A 16,840-nucleotide genomic window follows, 5' to 3' on the forward strand; every position below is an offset into this window, starting at 1 on the left:
GATGGACTCAACAATCTCACTTATATTAAGCCGTCATGGAGAGACGGAAGAGAATAAATTGCGTATTATGCAGGGACAGATGCCCGGGCATCTGTCTGAGTTGGGCAAACAGCAGGCGGAACAGTTGGCCGACCTGCTGGAAGAGGAAGAAATCGACGTTATTGTCAGCAGCGACCTGGCCCGGAGTTACGACACCGCTATGGCTGTTGCCCGCCGCAAAGGATTGGAGCCTGTCCGGACACCGCTGCTCAGAGAAATGGATTGGGGTATCTATACCGGAAAAGTGGCCAATGAAATGGATTTCAAGAATCTGCCGGAAAGCGTGGAAAGCGTGGAGGCTTTATATAAAAGAGCCGGAGAGTTCCTGCAATTCCTGCAAACGAACTTTCCGGGAAAACGTATCCTGGCTATCGGGCACGGAGGTTTCAACCGTGCCATTATCGTCCGTATAGAAAAAAGGCAGCAAGAGGAAATCCTGAAGCTGCCAATCATGAAAAACACAGCTTGCCTGCGTTTTTCGCTCTAAATGATATTTACTTTACACCTGGGGCTGCACGACACTGAATGTACCGGATGCTTTGCTGACCAGTTTATCGTCGCAATAAATCTCACATTCACTGAAATGGACGTGCCGTCCCGGTTTGATAACCGTTCCTCTAGCGATCAGTTCCTTTCCCCAGGCAGCCCTTAAAAAGGATACTTTCAATTCGGCTGTCAATACGTCTTTATCGAGCGGCGTCATCGTATAGGCTGCAAAACCGGCTATCGTATCTGCCAAAGCCGCCAATACACCACCATGAATAACGCCGCTATATTGGCGTTGTTCATCATGCAAAGGCATACGCGCCTCAACGATCCCGTCTTCAACAGTAGTGAACTGTACCCCCAAATGATTCACATAAGGGTTTGTCTTCACCCTGTCGAGTAATCTTTCTTTTACTTCTGCATTCATTATTTTTACTCAATTAGTTGGTTTCTTTCTAGCGGATAGTAATCTTACAATCATCCAGATTGTCGATAATAGCCAGGCTTTCCACATGGATACCCGACTCACGCAAGGCTTTTCCTCCATCCTGAAAGGCTTTTTCTATAATAAAGCCCATACCGGAAATGGTTGCACCCGCCTGCTCTGCCAGATCAATCATTCCCAGGGCAGCATTACCGAAAGCCAGAAAATCGTCTATAAAAAGAATATGATCGTCTGCCGTCAGGAAGTTATTACTGATACAAACCGTATAATCACGGTCTTTCGTAAAAGAATGGACTACCGTACTCAGCATGTTCTCCATCGTCTTCGGTTGCTTCTTCTTTACAAATACGACCGGCAACTGCAAAATATATCCCACCATAATAGCCGGAGCAATACCGCTGGCTTCGATCGTTACAATCTTATTAATATGTTCGCCTTTAAAACGATTGATGAACTCTTCGGCAACCTTGTACAGAAGCATCGGGTCCATCTGATGGTTAATAAAACTATCGACTTTCAGGATACCTCCCGGATAACATCTGCCGTCTTGCAGAATACGCTGTTTAAGTAATTCCATGTGTTTTATTCTGTTTTATCTACTTGATCTTCCTTTACTCTTATCAAAACATTGGCTATGATAGCTGTTAATCCGCCAGTTGTTATACCTGAAGAAAAGATACCTTTAATCGCTTCGGGAGCCGTTTTCAGAATATCGGGCATCAACTCGACACCGAGTCCCAACGACAAACTGACTGCCAGCACCAGCGTAGCTTTCCGGTTGATTTCCTGTGCGGCAATAATACGGATACCGGCCGCTGCCACCGTACCGAACATCAATAAAGTCGCTCCCCCAAGGACCGGATCGGGCATCAAAGAGAAAATAACCCCGACAACCGGAAATAACCCCAACAGGATCAACATTCCGGCAATATAATAACCGACATATCGGCTGGCAACACCTGTCAACTGGATAATCCCGTTATTTTGTGCAAAGATAGAGTTTGGAAACGAATTAAAGACACCTGCGACGAAAGAATTCACGCCATCCGCCAACACACCGCCGGATACACGTTTCAGATACCCCTCTCCTCCAATCGATTTACCGGAAATCATGGAGTTGGCAGTAACATCGCCGGTCGCCTCGATCGCAGTAATCAGGTAGACCAGCCCAATCGCAATAAAGGAAGATATATTAAAATCCAACCCATACTTAAAGGGTACCGGAATATTGAATCCGCTCAGATTTTGTGAAGCGGCAGCGCTCATATCCACCATGCCCAAAGCAAAGGAGAGTCCGTAACCGATACACAGCCCAAGAACAATCGAGCTCATCCGCAGGTATTTATTCTTACAACGGTTGAAGAACAGGACGCTCAACAACACCGTCGCCGCCACTCCCAGATTCTCCAAACTACCGAACGTTCCGTTATCCATCGCTGCAAAGCCACCTCCGCAGGAAACAACCCCCACTTTAATCAAGCTCAAACCAATCAACAAGACAACGATACCGGAAACCAACGGTGTAATGATAGAACGCATATACTTAAATGTACGGCTGATAATCATCTCGACCGGAGCGGCAGCCATACAAACACCAAAGATAAGCGGCAACCCGCCAGCCAGGCCGGCAGAGATGATCGGTCCGATAAAAGAAAAACTCGTACCCTGTATACAGAGCAACCCTGCCCCTACCGGACCAATCCGCTTACATTGTATGAAGGTCGACACACCGGAAGCAAAAAGAGCCATCGACACCAAAAATCCGGTTGTTTCGAGATCCAGCTTCAATGCCCCCGCAATAATCAAAGGCGGAGTAATGATTGCGACAAAAATGGCTAATAAATGCTGCAAAGCGGCAAATAACGTCTCCTTTAAAGGCGGACGGTCATCGATGCCATAAATCAAATCTGTTTCTTTTACCGGGATAATAGTCTCTTCTAACTCCTCTGTGTTAATCTTCATCTTTACTTTATATATTGATATATTCTATTACAGTTTCAAATCCTGCAAGGTTTCGCCTTTGGCATTCAATACACGCAATGTCATTTCCTTTCCTTTCTTCTGAAGAACCATCACTGTGGCACCGTCCATCCGGTATCCTCCTCCCACCATAATAGGAAAGTTGTTACCGTTGGCAGTACCTTTCGGATAATAGGCATGGCGGTGCGTATGTGCATTGATACAAATATTAAACGGTGCTTTTGCCAGCAGACCTCCCCATAACTCCAAACACGGATTATAACGATCCACCTCCTTACCATAAATAGGTATATGATGGATTAAGACACGTTTTGCAGCCTGTTTGAATAGTTTCGAGGCCAGTTCTTCTTTCAGAAAACCGACCTGTGCTTCGCGCAAAGCCGAAAAATCATTCAAGCCATAATATACCCAGTGGTCATCCGGTTTGTCTTCGCCACAGTCGAGCATAACGATACGGGTATCGCCCCAGTTGAATGCTCCATACGTTTTATCACCTACATAATCGAACAAACTGCGCAGCCCGATTGAATAAGCATTTCTAATCTCATGGTTGCCACGCAGATAAAAAACAGGAACATCAGCAGCACCGACAGTCTCGTTCAGTTCCGAAAGGAAATGAGTCGCTTCGTCATGATCTTTCGGGTCATCGATGCAGTCACCATTAAAGATCACGAAATCATAGTCTACATCCTTCACTTGTTTGTATAGGGCTTGTAATGTCTCTGAATGTTTGTGCAGGTCGTTGAAGATAATAGTTGTAAAATCAGCATCGGAAGAAGCCGGTAAGGTGAATGAATGAAAATCGGAAACAGCCGTTTCGCCGAATACTTTCTTATAGGCCTGATAAAGCATTATTTCCTGTGAGCAAACACGATAATAATACGTCTTGCCCGGTTCCAGATCGTTCAGTCTTACTTTATTTTGCAAGTCATTGCAAATAACCTGTCCATCCACGATCGTACGTGCTTTTTTCAACTGGTTCTTATCGGTTCCGTATTCCACCCAGCTATAAGCAGGCACCGTTGTCTGCCACATAACCGTGATACCGTTTCCTACCGGGTTCTGCAAATAAGGTTCCGTACGGAATATCTGTGCGGCAGGCTGCATAAAAGCAATCTCCGCCACAATCGGACGATGATCGGAGGCAGCCGGCTCATTCACGACATAAGCAGAAAGGCGGGTAAATGCCGTTGTGTCCTTGGCATAAGCAGCGATATAATCGATTGTTTCCGTAGGTTCGTCGGCCGGGAAAGTCGGTTGCTTGGTGTTTGTCAGGATAACGAAATCCTTTTGAACCTCCTGTATGACTTCCGAATCAGGATGGGCATTGAAATCGCCGGCTATGAATAAAGGCTTATTGGCTTTTGCCGCTTCCTTACGGATGATATCCAAGGAGGCCAGACGATCTTCCCCTGTCAGCGACAGGTGGGTGCAGCAATAAATATATTTCTCAAATTCAACGATCAGCAAAGCACGTTCTTCCTCTCTTCCCGGAAGAGCCAGATAACGGTAACTAAGCGGTTTCTCTTTACTCAGCATCCCAATGCCGTATTTACCGCCGTCATAATTTATTGCGGGAGCATAAACGGGAAACATAAGTGTCTTATCAGCCAATACACGCAAGATGTCGGTCTGGCCGCTTCTGCCCGTTACACTGTCCACTTCCTGAACAGCGACAACATTCGGACGCACCTTATTGATTACATCAGCCGTACGTTGAATATTGGAGACATTATCCAATCCTCTCCCGTTACGGATATTATAACTCATGATACGCAAGGAGTTATCCTCCCTTGCCCCTTTCTCCTGTGAATAAATATTACATAACGGCAATAACATAAAAAGTATCGCCATGAACCTACTCCCGTGTCTCATCTGTTTATTATTTAGTGATTAACAGAGGACAAAAGTAAGAAAAAGGAATGATTTTCCCTTTAGAGGTAGGTCTAATTTCATTTAGAGGTAGGTGTAAATCGATTTAGACGTACCTCTAAATTCATTTACACCTACCTCTTTTCTCAAAAGGGATGGTAGAAAAAACGAGAATGTTCTAAATATCCCGAAATTATTCTCCCATTATTTCTTTCAAATCCTGTTCGAACTGTGCAATATCTTCACCGGTCGTATCCCACGAAGTAACCAGGCGGGCCTCGTTATTTTCTTCGTTCCACATATAGAAGAAATAACGGTCCTGCAATTTCTTCAGCGGTTCTGCTGGGATGGTGAAGAATATCTGATTGGTTTCAACCTTCTGGGTAAACTGTATCTGGGGATATTGTTTGAGTGCCTCAGCCAGTTTAGCTGCACTGATATTGGCTTTCATCGCATTTTCAAGCCAAAGGTTGTTTTCAAGATAAGGAATAAACTGTGCAGACAGATAACGCAACTTGGAGGCCAACTGAGCCGATTGTTTCCGGTAATACTGCAAATTCTCCGTGATCTCAGGACGGAAGGAAACGACAGCCTCCCCCATCATCATTCCGTTTTTGGTCCCCCCAAAACTCAGGATATCCACACCGGCATCTACCGTTACCTGTTTCATGGAACAATTCAGATATGCACAGGCATTTGCCAGACGGGCACCGTCCATGTGCAGATACATATTGTGGGCATGCAGCAAATCGGCAATGGCTTTTACTTCTTCTACCGTATAGACCGTTCCCAGTTCAGAAACCTGGGAGATATAAACAGCTTTCGGCTGGGAATGATGGCAAACGCCGAAGTTATGCAAACGCGGTTTTATCAATTCGGGAGTAAGTTTGCCGTCGGTTGTCGGAATAGTAACAACCGCACAGCCGGTCATCCGGGCCGGAGCTCCGCATTCATCTACATTAATATGTGCCGTCTCAGCACACAAAATACTGTTGAAAGGACGCGTCACAGCCTGTAAAGCCACCGAATTAGCACCGGTACCGTTAAAAACAAAGAACGGAGAGGCTTCTTCACCAAATATGCTTTTAATCTTTGCCACTGCGGCACTTGTCCAGGGGTCGTCGCCATATCCGATTGCGTGATCCTCATTTGCTTTTATCACAGCCTCCATTACGAATGGATGGACGCCCGAATTGTTATCGCTTGCAAAACTTCTCATTGTGTTTTAGTATTTTGCGGCAAAAGTACGGATTTATTCATTAATATGTCATTTTTATCATCTATATATTAAAAAAGAAGAGGCCTCCAACCGGAAGCCTCTTCTTTTTATTAACTTGTTTATTAGAATATTAACCACTAACTCAGGCGAAAATCCTTCAAAACTTTCTGCAACTCCTGGCGGGCAAAGAAGATACGGCTCTTTACCGTTCCCAGTGGTACATTCAATTTGTCAGCGATCTCATTATATTTATAGCCACTTAAAAACATGGAAAAAGGAACTTTCAATTCATCATTCAATCCATTAATGGCTTTTGTGATTTCCTGAATCTGATAAGCTCCGTCCGGAGAATCAAATCCCGAATCATTCACGACGTCCAAATTATACAAATCAACACCCTGATCAACAACGGTTTGCGTACGAACAATCTTATGATAATTGTTTATAAAGATATTACGCATTACGGTCAAGACCCAGCCTTTAAAATTAATATTGTCAACAAACTTTTCCTGATTGTCTAAAACCTTCAGCGTTGTGTCTTGCATCAAATCCTGGGCGTCATCCCGATTTGCGGTGAGCATCAATGCAAAATTCATCATGTTTTCTTGCATGCTCAATAATTTTTTCTGAAATTGCAACGCATTCATATTACTTACTATTTATAAAAGGTTAATACCGGTTAAGTATAGCCCCTCACTATTGAGAGACAATACAAATGTAGGAAATATTATTGATACTGGATGACGCTTTGAGGAATATTAATATTAAAAATCGTAACTTAATATATTTATAACAAATTCAGCTGAAAATGAACAGCTTTTACAAGTTTACAACTTGAAGAATTTCAAAATTCACAAGTTGTATGTTACAATTTTCAATTAAGTATAAAAAGTATAGCTAATTAGATAAAATGATGAAAAATTCAGGATTCTTATTATTACTGTTATTTATAGCGATAACAACCTTTAAATCAACAGCTAAAGAACAAAAACTAGTCTATCAAATCGACATAAAGAAAGAGATTGATAATACTACCCGCTTATACCTTCGTAACGGATTGGAAGAAGCGAAATCATTGGGGGCCGATGCCGTTCTTCTTCATATGAACACCTATGGAGGATTGCTCGAAGCAGCGGATTCAATGCGTACCGCAATCTTGTACAACCCTGTTCCCGTCTACGTTTTTATCGATAATAATGCTGCTTCGGCCGGAGCGCTGATATCGATTGCGTGTAAAAAAATCTTTATGAGGAAAGGCGCCAACATCGGTGCCGCGACTGTCGTTAACCAAACCGGAGCCGCTTTGCCTGATAAATATCAATCATACATGCGTTCGATGATTCGATCGACAGCCGAAGCACACGGAAAAGATACGATCATCCAGGGAACGGATACTACATACAGATGGAAAAGGAATCCGCTGATAGCCGAAGCCATGGTGGACGAACGTGTCATTGTTCCGAATCTGATCGACTCGGGCAAAGTGCTCACCTTCACTGCCGACGAGGCACTGGAATGGGGCTATTGCGACGGCATTGCGGAAACACCCGGTGAAGTGATCACAAAGTATCTGGGATACAACAATTATGAACTGAAGACATACGAACCGTCCTGGTATGACGACCTGAAAGGTTTCCTGATGAATCCGATGTTGCAATCGCTTCTTATCATTATTATTATAGGGGGTATCTATTTCGAAATGCAGACGCCGGGACTCGGCTTCCCGTCGGCAGCCGCCATCGTCGCCGCGATTCTTTATTTCGCTCCTTTATATATGGACGGACTGGCACAGAACTGGGAAATACTGGTCTTTATCATCGGACTACTGTTAATTGCAGCGGAGATATTTATCATCCCGGGATTCGGTATAGCGGGCATCAGCGGCATCATCTTTCTGGTTGCCGGATTGACACTCAGCCTGCTGAATAATACGGATTTCAACTTCGAAGCAGTTTCTTCCAAAGAAATCGGAGAAGCGGCATTGACCGTCCTGATCGGATTGGGGCTGGGCTTCGTGCTGATGATCTGGTTATCCAACAAAATCGGGACAAAAGGTATGTTCCGGAAAGTAGCGCTCCACAAAGACCTTGAAGACGCCCACTCCTCCCCTTCATTGACTCCGCTGATCGGGAAGGAAGGAACAGCTTTCACCGTGCTCCGTCCTTCGGGTAAAGTAATGATCGACAACGAACTCTACGATGGTGTATCGGATTCCGGCTTCATTGAAAAAGGGACAAAAGTGAAAGTGGTCCGTTTTGAGAATGCACAGGTATATGTGGAAACCTCCGATCTATAACGCCAGCTTATCGTTGCCGGGCACCCGTTGATAAAAAATACGTTTATCAACGACCACATATTGCAGGGCATCGATCGCCAGCAAATCGCTCAGAATATTTTTGGCCGTGTAATAATTTACATGGCCAATACGGCAAAGCTGACCTGCATTGATATAAGGATATTGCTCCAGGTAAGAGAACAGCCGCTCTACCGGCTTGCTGATCTTCACCAGTGTCCCGTCTTTCCGGCGCTTCTTCTCCCACGAAAGAACCAAAATCTCATTTGCCAGGATATTCTCGTCGGCTACACGGATATAGGCTTTATACTTATCCTCTTTATCAGGCGCCAGATGAGGTTTGTCCGCACTGGGCGCTATATAGATTTCCAAAACGGTTTTCCCGTTTATTTCCCAGCGGGTAGCCTCGAAAGGGACTTCCGGCTGAGTGTACATTTTAGATGCAGCCTCAATCATATAATACTCTTCCTCACTGTGGACACCGGAGATATTCCCGTTGTCTTTCACCCCAATCAGCAACCGACCGCCATCGGTATTGGCAAAAGCAGACAAGGTGCGGGCAATCTTCTTACTGTCGCTCACTTCGAACTTAAAATCGAGTTGTTGATGCTCGCCCTGTTCAATCAATGCTTCTATCGGATGTTTCTTCTTCATTTTGGCTCATTATTTGACCTGCAAAATTAAAATAAATGTCTAACTTTGCCAACCGAAAAAGAGTGAAAGCATGTCACAGATCCCTTCATTAATTTCAGACCTGGCAGTAATACTGATTTCTGCGGGGCTTGTTACTTTGCTTTTCAAGAAATTAAAGCAACCGGTCGTACTTGGCTATATTGTTGCCGGAATTCTGGCAGGACCAGCCATTAAAGAAATCCCTACCGTTACAGACGTAGAAAGTATCCGTATCTGGGCCGACATCGGTGTCGTGTTCCTGTTGTTTGCCCTGGGACTGGATTTCAGTTTTAAGAAACTGATGAAAGTCGGAGGCACCGCCGTTATCGGAGCGGTCACCGTCGTTATCGGGATGATGACGTTCGGCTATATCACCGGATTGTCGCTCGGCTGGGGGCACATGAACAGTCTTTTCCTGGGCGGAATGCTTTCCATGTCGTCCACGACAATCATATTCAAGGCTTTCGACGATATGGGACTACGCAACCAACGGTTTGCCGGAGTGGTGTTCGGGATATTGGTGGTGGAAGACTTATTTGCCGTCCTGTTGATGGTTTTGCTTTCCACGCTTGCCGTCAGTAAACATGTCGAAGGGATGGAGTTGCTCGACAGCGTGATCAAACTGGGGGTATTCCTGCTCTTCTGTTTTGTAGTCGGCATTTACCTTATTCCTTCTTTCCTGAAAAGAGCACGGACTTTCCTCAATGACGAAACCCTGCTGATCGTCAGTATCGGCTTATGTCTGGGGATGGTCATGATCGCGACTAAAGCCGGATTTTCTTCTGCACTTGGCGCTTTCGTGATGGGGTCTATCCTTGCTGAGACAATCGATGCGGAACATATAGAACATATCGTAAAACCGGTAAAAGACTTGTTCGGAGCCATTTTCTTCGTTTCCGTCGGCATGCTGATCGACCCGGTATTACTTTGGGAATACAAAATACCGATCCTGATACTGACACTTGTCGTCATGGTCGGACAGATACTTTTTGCCACCTTCGGCGTACTATTATCGGGACAGACTGTCAAAGTCGCCATCCAGTCCGGTTTCTCGCTGGCACAAATCGGTGAGTTCGCTTTTATTATCGCCTCTTTGGGACTGACGCTCAAAGTAACGGATAATTTCCTTTACCCGATCGTTGTGGCCGTATCTGTCATAACGACCTTTTTTACGCCCTATATGATACGTATGGCCGAACCGGCTTATAAAATAGCTGAACGAGTCATCCCGGCAAGCTGGATGAGTTTTCTGGAACGTTATTCTTCTGGCTCCAACACGATCCGGCAGAAAAGTGCCTGGGACAAACTGCTGAAAGCATTGGTGCGTATCGTCGGCACCTATACAGCTGTCACGCTGGTACTGATCTTTATCTGGTTGCAATTCGTCGCTCCGTTCATTATCAATCAGCTACCGGGACTGCAAGGACAAATCATTTCCCTGGTTCTGATCCTTCTCCTAATCTCACCGATGCTGCGTGCCATCATGATGAAAAAGAACCATTCCGTAGAATACCAACAATTGTGGCACGACAGCAAATATAACCGTGGTCCGTTGGTTTCCCTGATTGTGCTCCGTATTATATTATGTATAGGGCTCGTCATGCTGCCGATCGCACGCCTGCTGAACACTGCTGTCGGAATAGGGCTCGCCATCGCAGCCACCGTCATAGCCCTGGTTATCTTCTCTAAGCGGTTGAAGAAGCAGTCGATCCTGATGGAACGCCATTTCTTCACAAACCTGACGGCACGTGAACTGGAGAACGAACGGAACGCTCCCATCAACCAACGGTTCGCCAGCCACCTGCTGGAACGCGACCTTCACCTGGCTGATTTTGAAGTGAAGCAAAACTCCCCCAGTATGGGCAAGACACTCAAAGAACTTAATTTCAGGCAGAAATGTAATGTGAACATCGTTACTATTATCCGGGGAAGCAAGCGTATCAACATACCGGGAGGAAACGAACGGCTTTATCCGTTTGATAAGCTGGTCGTAGTCGGTGCGGATGACGACCTGGCCCATTTCCGTCAATACATAGAGGAGCGTTATAAAGAATCGCTGAATAACCTCCAGGAGACTAAGGAGGTGAATATGGAACAATTCTTTATCAGTGAAGGCTCCGGACTTATCGGCCGGACCATCCTTGAATCCGGAATACGCGATAACTCCGGCTGCCTGGTGATCGGCATCGAACGAGATGCCCGTTCAATCAAAAACCCGCCTCCAACAACCGTATTCGAGCAGGGAGATATTGTATGGATCGTCGGCGAACATGAAAAAGTGCTTCGTCTCAGCGAAGGTAAAACAGTAAAATAATTAACTAACGAATAAAAACAACCGGAGTATGAAGTTTATAGGAATAATACCGGCAAGATATGCCTCCACCCGCTTCCCGGGGAAACCTTTGGCCGACATGGCCGGCAGGCCCATGATACAGCGTGTGTATGAACAAGTGAAGGATGTACTGGATGCCGTTTGTGTAGCCACCGACGATAGCCGTATCGAAGCTGCCGTGAAAGCATTCGGCGGAAATGTCGTTATGACTTCCGACCAGCACCGGAGTGGCACCGACCGTGTTTACGAAGCCTACACTAAAGTTAGACAAGGATACGATGTCGTTGTCAATATCCAGGGAGACGAACCTTTCATCCATCCGGAACAGATCGAGACGTTAAAAGCATGTTTTACTGATGTCGGCACGCAGATTGCCACACTGGTAAAACCATTCCGTCCGGACGATGACTTCGAAACGACATTATTCAATGCAAACTCACCGAAAGTCGTTCTCAACAAGAATAACGAAGCAATGTATTTCAGCCGTTCCATCATTCCTTATATGCGCGGCAAAAATTACCAGGAATGGTTACCCAACCATACGTATTACAAACATATCGGTTTGTATGCTTACCGGGCCGATACGCTGAAAGAAATCACCCACCTGCCCCAATCACCGCTGGAGCTTGCCGAAAGCCTGGAACAACTCAGATGGCTCGAAAACGGCTACAAGATAAAAGTCGGCATCACCCAGCAGGAGACAATCGGTATCGACACGCCTGAAGACATGGAGAAAGCACTTGCTTTTCTCAGCCAACAGCATGGCTGAACGCAGTAAGCGCCAGCAATACCAGTAAAAGTCCGGAAGTGACAGATACAGACCATACACTGATTTGCATATACCGGACTTTCTTAAACTGCGTAGCCACCAACACACAAGCCAGCATGATAGCCGGGAAAAATGCCGGAAGCCATGCCTGTGGATATTGATATGCCTGTTCTTCTGAAAGTGAATACAGTTCTTTCAGGAATTCAGGCAGCACAGTACCCGTTATCAATAGCAAAGCCCAATACACCCAATGCTTCTCTCCTATTTCCGCCTCGTACAACAGTACAAGGATTACAAAAATAAACAACCGGCTCCCCACCATACAATAAACCGCAAACAACAAAATAAACCCTGTCACCCAGGAGAGCCATTTTACCTTGATCTGTATATAACCACAAAATATATACAAAACAATAACCAAAGAAAGAATAGAATTCAAATGATAATAAGGACTACAATAGGTCCCCCACTCCATAACAACCGGAAACAGAGCATACAAAGGAGCCATATCCCCTACATTGAATTTCCGCAGAATAAATAAAGAAGCCCACCATTCCAGCATCAACACGGCCGTAATCAAAACAGCCCCGCCACCGACAGGAACAAACAAAGACGTAAGTACTTTCGCCATTGAACAAGCCAGCCATGCAGGTTTCCCCCAATAGCCGACCAACACTTCCGGCAAACTCGCAACACTTACCACCTCTTCCTTCAGGAACAAATGATCCGAATCAAAAAACTGGAAAAAGATAACGCATAGCAATGCAAAGAGTCCAGCTACCCTCTTTTGCAAAAGCTTTTCTTTCTTATCCATCAGTGAACTATTTTTATACCTATTAAACTCAAAACGTAAAGCCGGTACTTGCTATTCCGACCGGATAAGTCGTCAACGTAAGCATAATCATCAATAGTTGACTTATATATCAATAGTGCAAATATATAAATATTTTAATACAACGCACGCCACATTTCTTCAAATTCAAGCGATTGTACAAAATATACAACTTATTGCGCAATCCGGACACAAAAAAGGCGTGCCTGAGTCTTTTCCGGACCGGCACGCCTCTCTTTTATTTATCTTGCAGAAAAAGCTGTTATCTTTTCTTTTTCTGATCCTGTTGTTTCTTCAACTGCTCCTGCTGCATACGCTGCGCTTCTTCCAGACGTTTCATGAAACCTGATTTCTTCTGAGGCTTCTTCTTGTTGGCTTCCAGCTTAGCCAGCAGCTTATCTTCATTAATCGTATAACGGAACACCAATGTCTGAACAATCGTGATCAGCGTAGAAATGAAGTAATAGTAAGTCAGACCCGATGCATACTGGTTGAAGAATACCAAGAACATCAGCGGCATCATATACATCATCGCCTTCATACCCGGCATCTGTTGCTGTCCGGTATTGGTCATTTCCATATTATACTTGGTATAGATAACGTTGGTGATTGTCATCAGCAGACAGAACAAACTGATGTGGTTACCAAAATACGGAGTGATAATAGGAATGTATTTGTTCCAACTGAAAATAGCATCGTATGTTGACAAATCGTGCGCCCAAAGGAAACTCTGGTGACGCAGTTCGATTGCCGACGGGAAGAACATGAACAAGGCGATCAAAATCGGCATCTGCAACAGCATCGGGATACAACCTGCCATCGGGCTTGCCCCGGCTCGGCTATACAATTCCATAGTTGCACGCTGGCGTTCCACCGCTTTATCCTGTCCCGGATATTTGGCATTAAGCTCTTCCACCTGCGGACGAAGCACACGCATCTTCGCTGACGACATATATGATTTATATGTCAACGGGAATAAAATCAGTTTCACGATAATCGTCATCAACAGGATGATCAGACCGTAACTCTTGATATATTTACCCAGGAAGTCAAACATCGGAATGACGAAATACTGGTTCACCCAACGGAAGACACTGGCACCCAGCGGAACCAAACGTTCCAGATCCAACTGCTGGTCCGAAGCAACCCCTTTGTCATACGATTTCAGCAACGGATAGCTGTTCGGTCCGAAGAAATAACGGAAAGTCGTTGCCTCATTGCCTCTCAGGTCAAAAGGAACAGCTGTTGTAGTCTTAAACTCTTTAACGATACCGTCTGCCTCAACCATCTTTGAATCGAAAGTAGCGCTTTCAAAACCTTCATCGGCAATCATCACCGTCGAGAAGAATTTATCTTTATAAGCAATCCATTTCAGACGACCCGACACCTTCTTGTCTTCGCTCTTGCTTTCGCTCAGCTGCTCCACATCATCGGACAGGAATTTATAATACAAGGCAGTATATCTGTTTTCATATTTGATACCCTGTTCCTGCTGGCGGATTTTCTGACGCCATACCATATCCAAAGCTGTCGTACTCGGAGCCAGGACACCGTTCAGGCCCGTTCCCTTAATATCGAACTGAACCATATAATCGTCCGGCTTGACTGTATAGATAAAGTCCAGTGAACTACCTTCACCTGTATTCAGTCGCATCACCAACCGGTTCGGGTCCTGTGTTTTCACCGGAGTGAAATACAGGTCGGCTGTGTTCAATACGCGGTTGGTTGCTGTTACCAGGGTAAAGTCAAGCGAAGCCTCTTTTCCTTCAAACAGGATGACCGGCTTATCATCATACGTTGTATAATCCTTCAGGCGGGCATATGAAATACGTCCTCCCTTATTACTGATATGCAGTTCGATCAGATCATTTTCCAAAACAGTTACATCATCTGTACCTGTCATTGCTTCAGCGAATACACCGAAACTGCTCTTCAGCCGGGCATCTCTCGCAGAATCCGGCAAGCTATCAAAAGAATTATCGGCAGTGCTTTTGCTGTCTTCGCGTTGCAACTCCGCCTGTTTAGCCAGTTCGATCTGAGCGATCGAGTCCTGATAACGGCGCTGGGCTTCCAACTGCTCAGGCGTCGGTTTGTTAAACCAGCTGAATGCAAATAAAACAATACCAATAAGCAGAAAACCAATTAATGTGTTTTTATCCATCTATAACGTTGTTATTTATTATCAATAGCGGCTTTCACAAAGCTCACGAAAAGTGGATTCGGATTAACTACCGTACTGTTGTATTCCGGATGGAACTGAACACCAACGAACCATTTCAACGCAGGAATTTCTACCACTTCCACCAGACCGGTTTCCGGATTCTCGCCTGCACATTTCATGCCGGCTTCTTCAAACTGTTCGCGATACTGGCTGTTGAATTCGAAACGGTGGCGGTGACGTTCCTGGATATGTTCTTTTCCATAAGCCTCATAGGCTTTGGAACCTTTCTTCAGGATACAGTCGTAAGCTCCCAGACGCATAGAACCTCCCATATTGGTAATGTTCTTCTGTTCTTCCATCAGGTCGATCACCTTAAACGGCGTATTCGGCTCCATCTCGGTCGAATTGGCATCCGTCATACCCAAAACGTCGCGGGCAAATTCAATCACCATACATTGCATACCCAGGCAGATACCCAGGCAAGGCACATCGTTTTCGCGGGCATATTTCAAGGCAGCGAACTTTCCTTCGATACCGCGCTGTCCGAATCCCGGAGCAATCAGGATACCATCCATGTCCTTCAACTGTTCAGCCGCATTGGCTTCAGTCAGTTTTTCCGAATGGAACAAATGAAGATCCAGTTTGCGGTCGTTGTAGATAGCAGCCTGCAACAATGATTCGTCGATTGACTTATAAGCATCCTGTAATTCCACATATTTACCAACCAGACCGATCTTAACTGTTTCGGTAGCATCCGTCTTTTTCTTCAGGAACTCTTTCCAGGGTTTCATTTCCGGAGTCGGCCCTACTTCCAGTCCCATCTTTTTCAGGATAGTTACATCCATGTTCTGACGCTGCAATACCAGCGGAACTTCATAAATAGTAGGAACGTCGACCGACTGCACTACAGCGTCGGCGTCTACGTTACAGAACAAAGCAACCTTGCGGGTAATATCATTACTCAGCAAATGTTCAGTTCTCAAGACCAGTACATCCGGCTGGATACCCAGTTCCTGCAACTGTTTTACAGAATGCTGTGTAGGTTTCGTTTTAAATTCTTTCGCAGCTGCGATATAAGGTACATAAGTAAGATGTACGCACATACAGTTCTTACCCAGTTCCCATTTCAGCTGGCGAACGCTTTCGATGAAAGGCAGCGATTCGATATCGCCTACTGTTCCACCGATTTCCGTGATCACAAAGTCAAACTTGTACTTCGATCCCAGCAGCTTCACATTTCTCTTGATCTCGTCGGTGATATGAGGAACAACCTGCACAGTCTTGCCCAGATAATCGCCCTTGCGTTCCTTATTTATCACACTCTGATAAATACGACCTGTCGTAATATTGTTCGAGCGTGTAGTCGGAACATTCAGGAAACGTTCATAATGTCCCAGGTCCAGGTCCGCTTCATGTCCGTCTACGGTTACATAACATTCACCGTGCTCATAAGGGTTCAATGTACCCGGATCGATATTAATGTAGGGGTCAAACTTTTGGATAGTAACCTTGTAACCTCTCGCCTGAAGGAGTTTACCCAATGATGCAGCAATAATTCCCTTACCTAAAGAAGAGACTACGCCGCCCGTAACGAAGATGTACTTTGTATCTGCCACGATAGTAATATTTTAATTGTCTTTAATTGCTCACTCGCATTTCAAAACTGCAAAGTTAGTCATTTTCATTCAGACAGCAAGTGTCTCGGATATTTTTTCAAAGCACATTCATCCGCATTCCGGT

General features: G+C 45.1%; 14 protein-coding genes. 4 read left to right on the forward strand and 10 right to left on the reverse strand.

What is annotated here, in order from left to right; genetic code table 11:
- The first annotated feature begins 1 nt into the window (after position 1).
- The gene (locus tag DWW91_RS19795; protein ID WP_122328718.1) at positions 2 to 526 is read left to right on the forward strand and encodes a histidine phosphatase family protein; all 525 of its coding nucleotides are present in this window, start codon (positions 2 to 4) and stop codon (positions 524 to 526) included.
- A 12-nt stretch (positions 527 to 538) separates the two neighbouring features.
- On the opposite strand, the gene DWW91_RS19800 is transcribed toward DWW91_RS19795, so the two are convergent.
- The 6 genes from DWW91_RS19800 to DWW91_RS19825 all read right to left on the reverse strand — a co-directional run bounded on the left by DWW91_RS19800 (position 539) and on the right by DWW91_RS19825 (position 6,688).
- Complete coding sequence (locus DWW91_RS19800; protein ID WP_007657632.1) at positions 539 to 952, reverse strand: PaaI family thioesterase; 414 nt, start codon at positions 950 to 952, stop codon at positions 539 to 541.
- Positions 953 to 980: 28 nt separating this feature from the next.
- Positions 981 to 1,547, reverse strand: coding sequence for a xanthine phosphoribosyltransferase (xpt, locus tag DWW91_RS19805; RefSeq protein WP_007657631.1), 567 nt, complete (start codon positions 1,545 to 1,547; stop codon positions 981 to 983).
- A gap of 5 nt (positions 1,548 to 1,552) precedes the next feature.
- The gene (locus tag DWW91_RS19810) at positions 1,553 to 2,932 is read right to left on the reverse strand and encodes a nucleobase:cation symporter-2 family protein (protein ID WP_122328719.1); all 1,380 of its coding nucleotides are present in this window, start codon (positions 2,930 to 2,932) and stop codon (positions 1,553 to 1,555) included.
- 27 nt (positions 2,933 to 2,959) lie between these two features.
- Entirely contained in the window at positions 2,960 to 4,789 is a 1,830-nt protein-coding gene (locus DWW91_RS19815) for an endonuclease/exonuclease/phosphatase family protein (RefSeq protein WP_199722612.1), read from the reverse strand.
- Positions 4,790 to 5,015: 226 nt separating this feature from the next.
- Complete coding sequence (locus tag DWW91_RS19820; RefSeq protein WP_007657625.1) at positions 5,016 to 6,041, reverse strand: low specificity L-threonine aldolase; 1,026 nt, start codon at positions 6,039 to 6,041, stop codon at positions 5,016 to 5,018.
- A gap of 137 nt (positions 6,042 to 6,178) precedes the next feature.
- Complete coding sequence (locus DWW91_RS19825) at positions 6,179 to 6,688, reverse strand: RNA polymerase sigma factor (RefSeq protein WP_007657623.1); 510 nt, start codon at positions 6,686 to 6,688, stop codon at positions 6,179 to 6,181.
- A gap of 263 nt (positions 6,689 to 6,951) precedes the next feature.
- On the opposite strand from DWW91_RS19825, the gene DWW91_RS19830 reads away from it, so the two are divergent.
- Complete coding sequence (locus tag DWW91_RS19830) at positions 6,952 to 8,337, forward strand: nodulation protein NfeD (protein WP_199722611.1); 1,386 nt, start codon at positions 6,952 to 6,954, stop codon at positions 8,335 to 8,337.
- On the opposite strand, the gene DWW91_RS19835 is transcribed toward DWW91_RS19830, so the two are convergent.
- Positions 8,332 to 8,988 carry a helix-turn-helix domain-containing protein gene (locus DWW91_RS19835; protein WP_010800180.1) on the reverse strand — a complete coding sequence of 219 codons (657 nt, stop codon included), beginning with the start codon at positions 8,986 to 8,988 and terminating at the stop codon, positions 8,332 to 8,334. The genes DWW91_RS19830 and DWW91_RS19835 overlap by 6 nt on opposite strands.
- Positions 8,989 to 9,058: 70 nt before the next feature.
- Here DWW91_RS19835 and DWW91_RS19840 point away from each other — a divergent pair, with 70 nt between their 5' ends.
- Both DWW91_RS19840 and kdsB read left to right on the forward strand, forming a co-directional pair.
- On the forward strand, positions 9,059 to 11,320 hold the full coding sequence (locus DWW91_RS19840) for a cation:proton antiporter (RefSeq protein ID WP_007657617.1): 2,262 nt from the start codon (positions 9,059 to 9,061) through the stop codon (positions 11,318 to 11,320).
- A gap of 28 nt (positions 11,321 to 11,348) precedes the next feature.
- Positions 11,349 to 12,107, forward strand: coding sequence for a 3-deoxy-manno-octulosonate cytidylyltransferase (gene kdsB / locus DWW91_RS19845; protein WP_122328721.1), 759 nt, complete (start codon positions 11,349 to 11,351; stop codon positions 12,105 to 12,107).
- Here the strand turns inward: kdsB and DWW91_RS19850 are convergent.
- From DWW91_RS19850 to DWW91_RS19860, 3 genes are all read right to left on the reverse strand, one after another.
- A complete protein-coding gene (locus tag DWW91_RS19850; protein WP_007657615.1) occupies positions 12,088 to 12,921 on the reverse strand; it encodes a DUF6057 family protein in 834 nt (277 codons plus the stop codon). The genes kdsB and DWW91_RS19850 overlap by 20 nt on opposite strands.
- 280 nt (positions 12,922 to 13,201) lie before the next feature.
- Positions 13,202 to 15,100, reverse strand: a complete 1,899-nt coding sequence (yidC, locus tag DWW91_RS19855; RefSeq protein WP_007657613.1) for a membrane protein insertase YidC — start codon at positions 15,098 to 15,100, stop codon at positions 13,202 to 13,204.
- An 11-nt stretch (positions 15,101 to 15,111) separates the two neighbouring features.
- On the reverse strand, positions 15,112 to 16,716 hold the full coding sequence (locus DWW91_RS19860; RefSeq protein ID WP_007657611.1) for a CTP synthase: 1,605 nt from the start codon (positions 16,714 to 16,716) through the stop codon (positions 15,112 to 15,114).
- Positions 16,717 to 16,840: the final 124 nt, after the last annotated feature.

The sequence above is a fragment of the Parabacteroides sp. AF17-3 genome, assembly GCF_003635445.1.
Taxonomy (GTDB): domain Bacteria; phylum Bacteroidota; class Bacteroidia; order Bacteroidales; family Tannerellaceae; genus Parabacteroides; species Parabacteroides goldsteinii.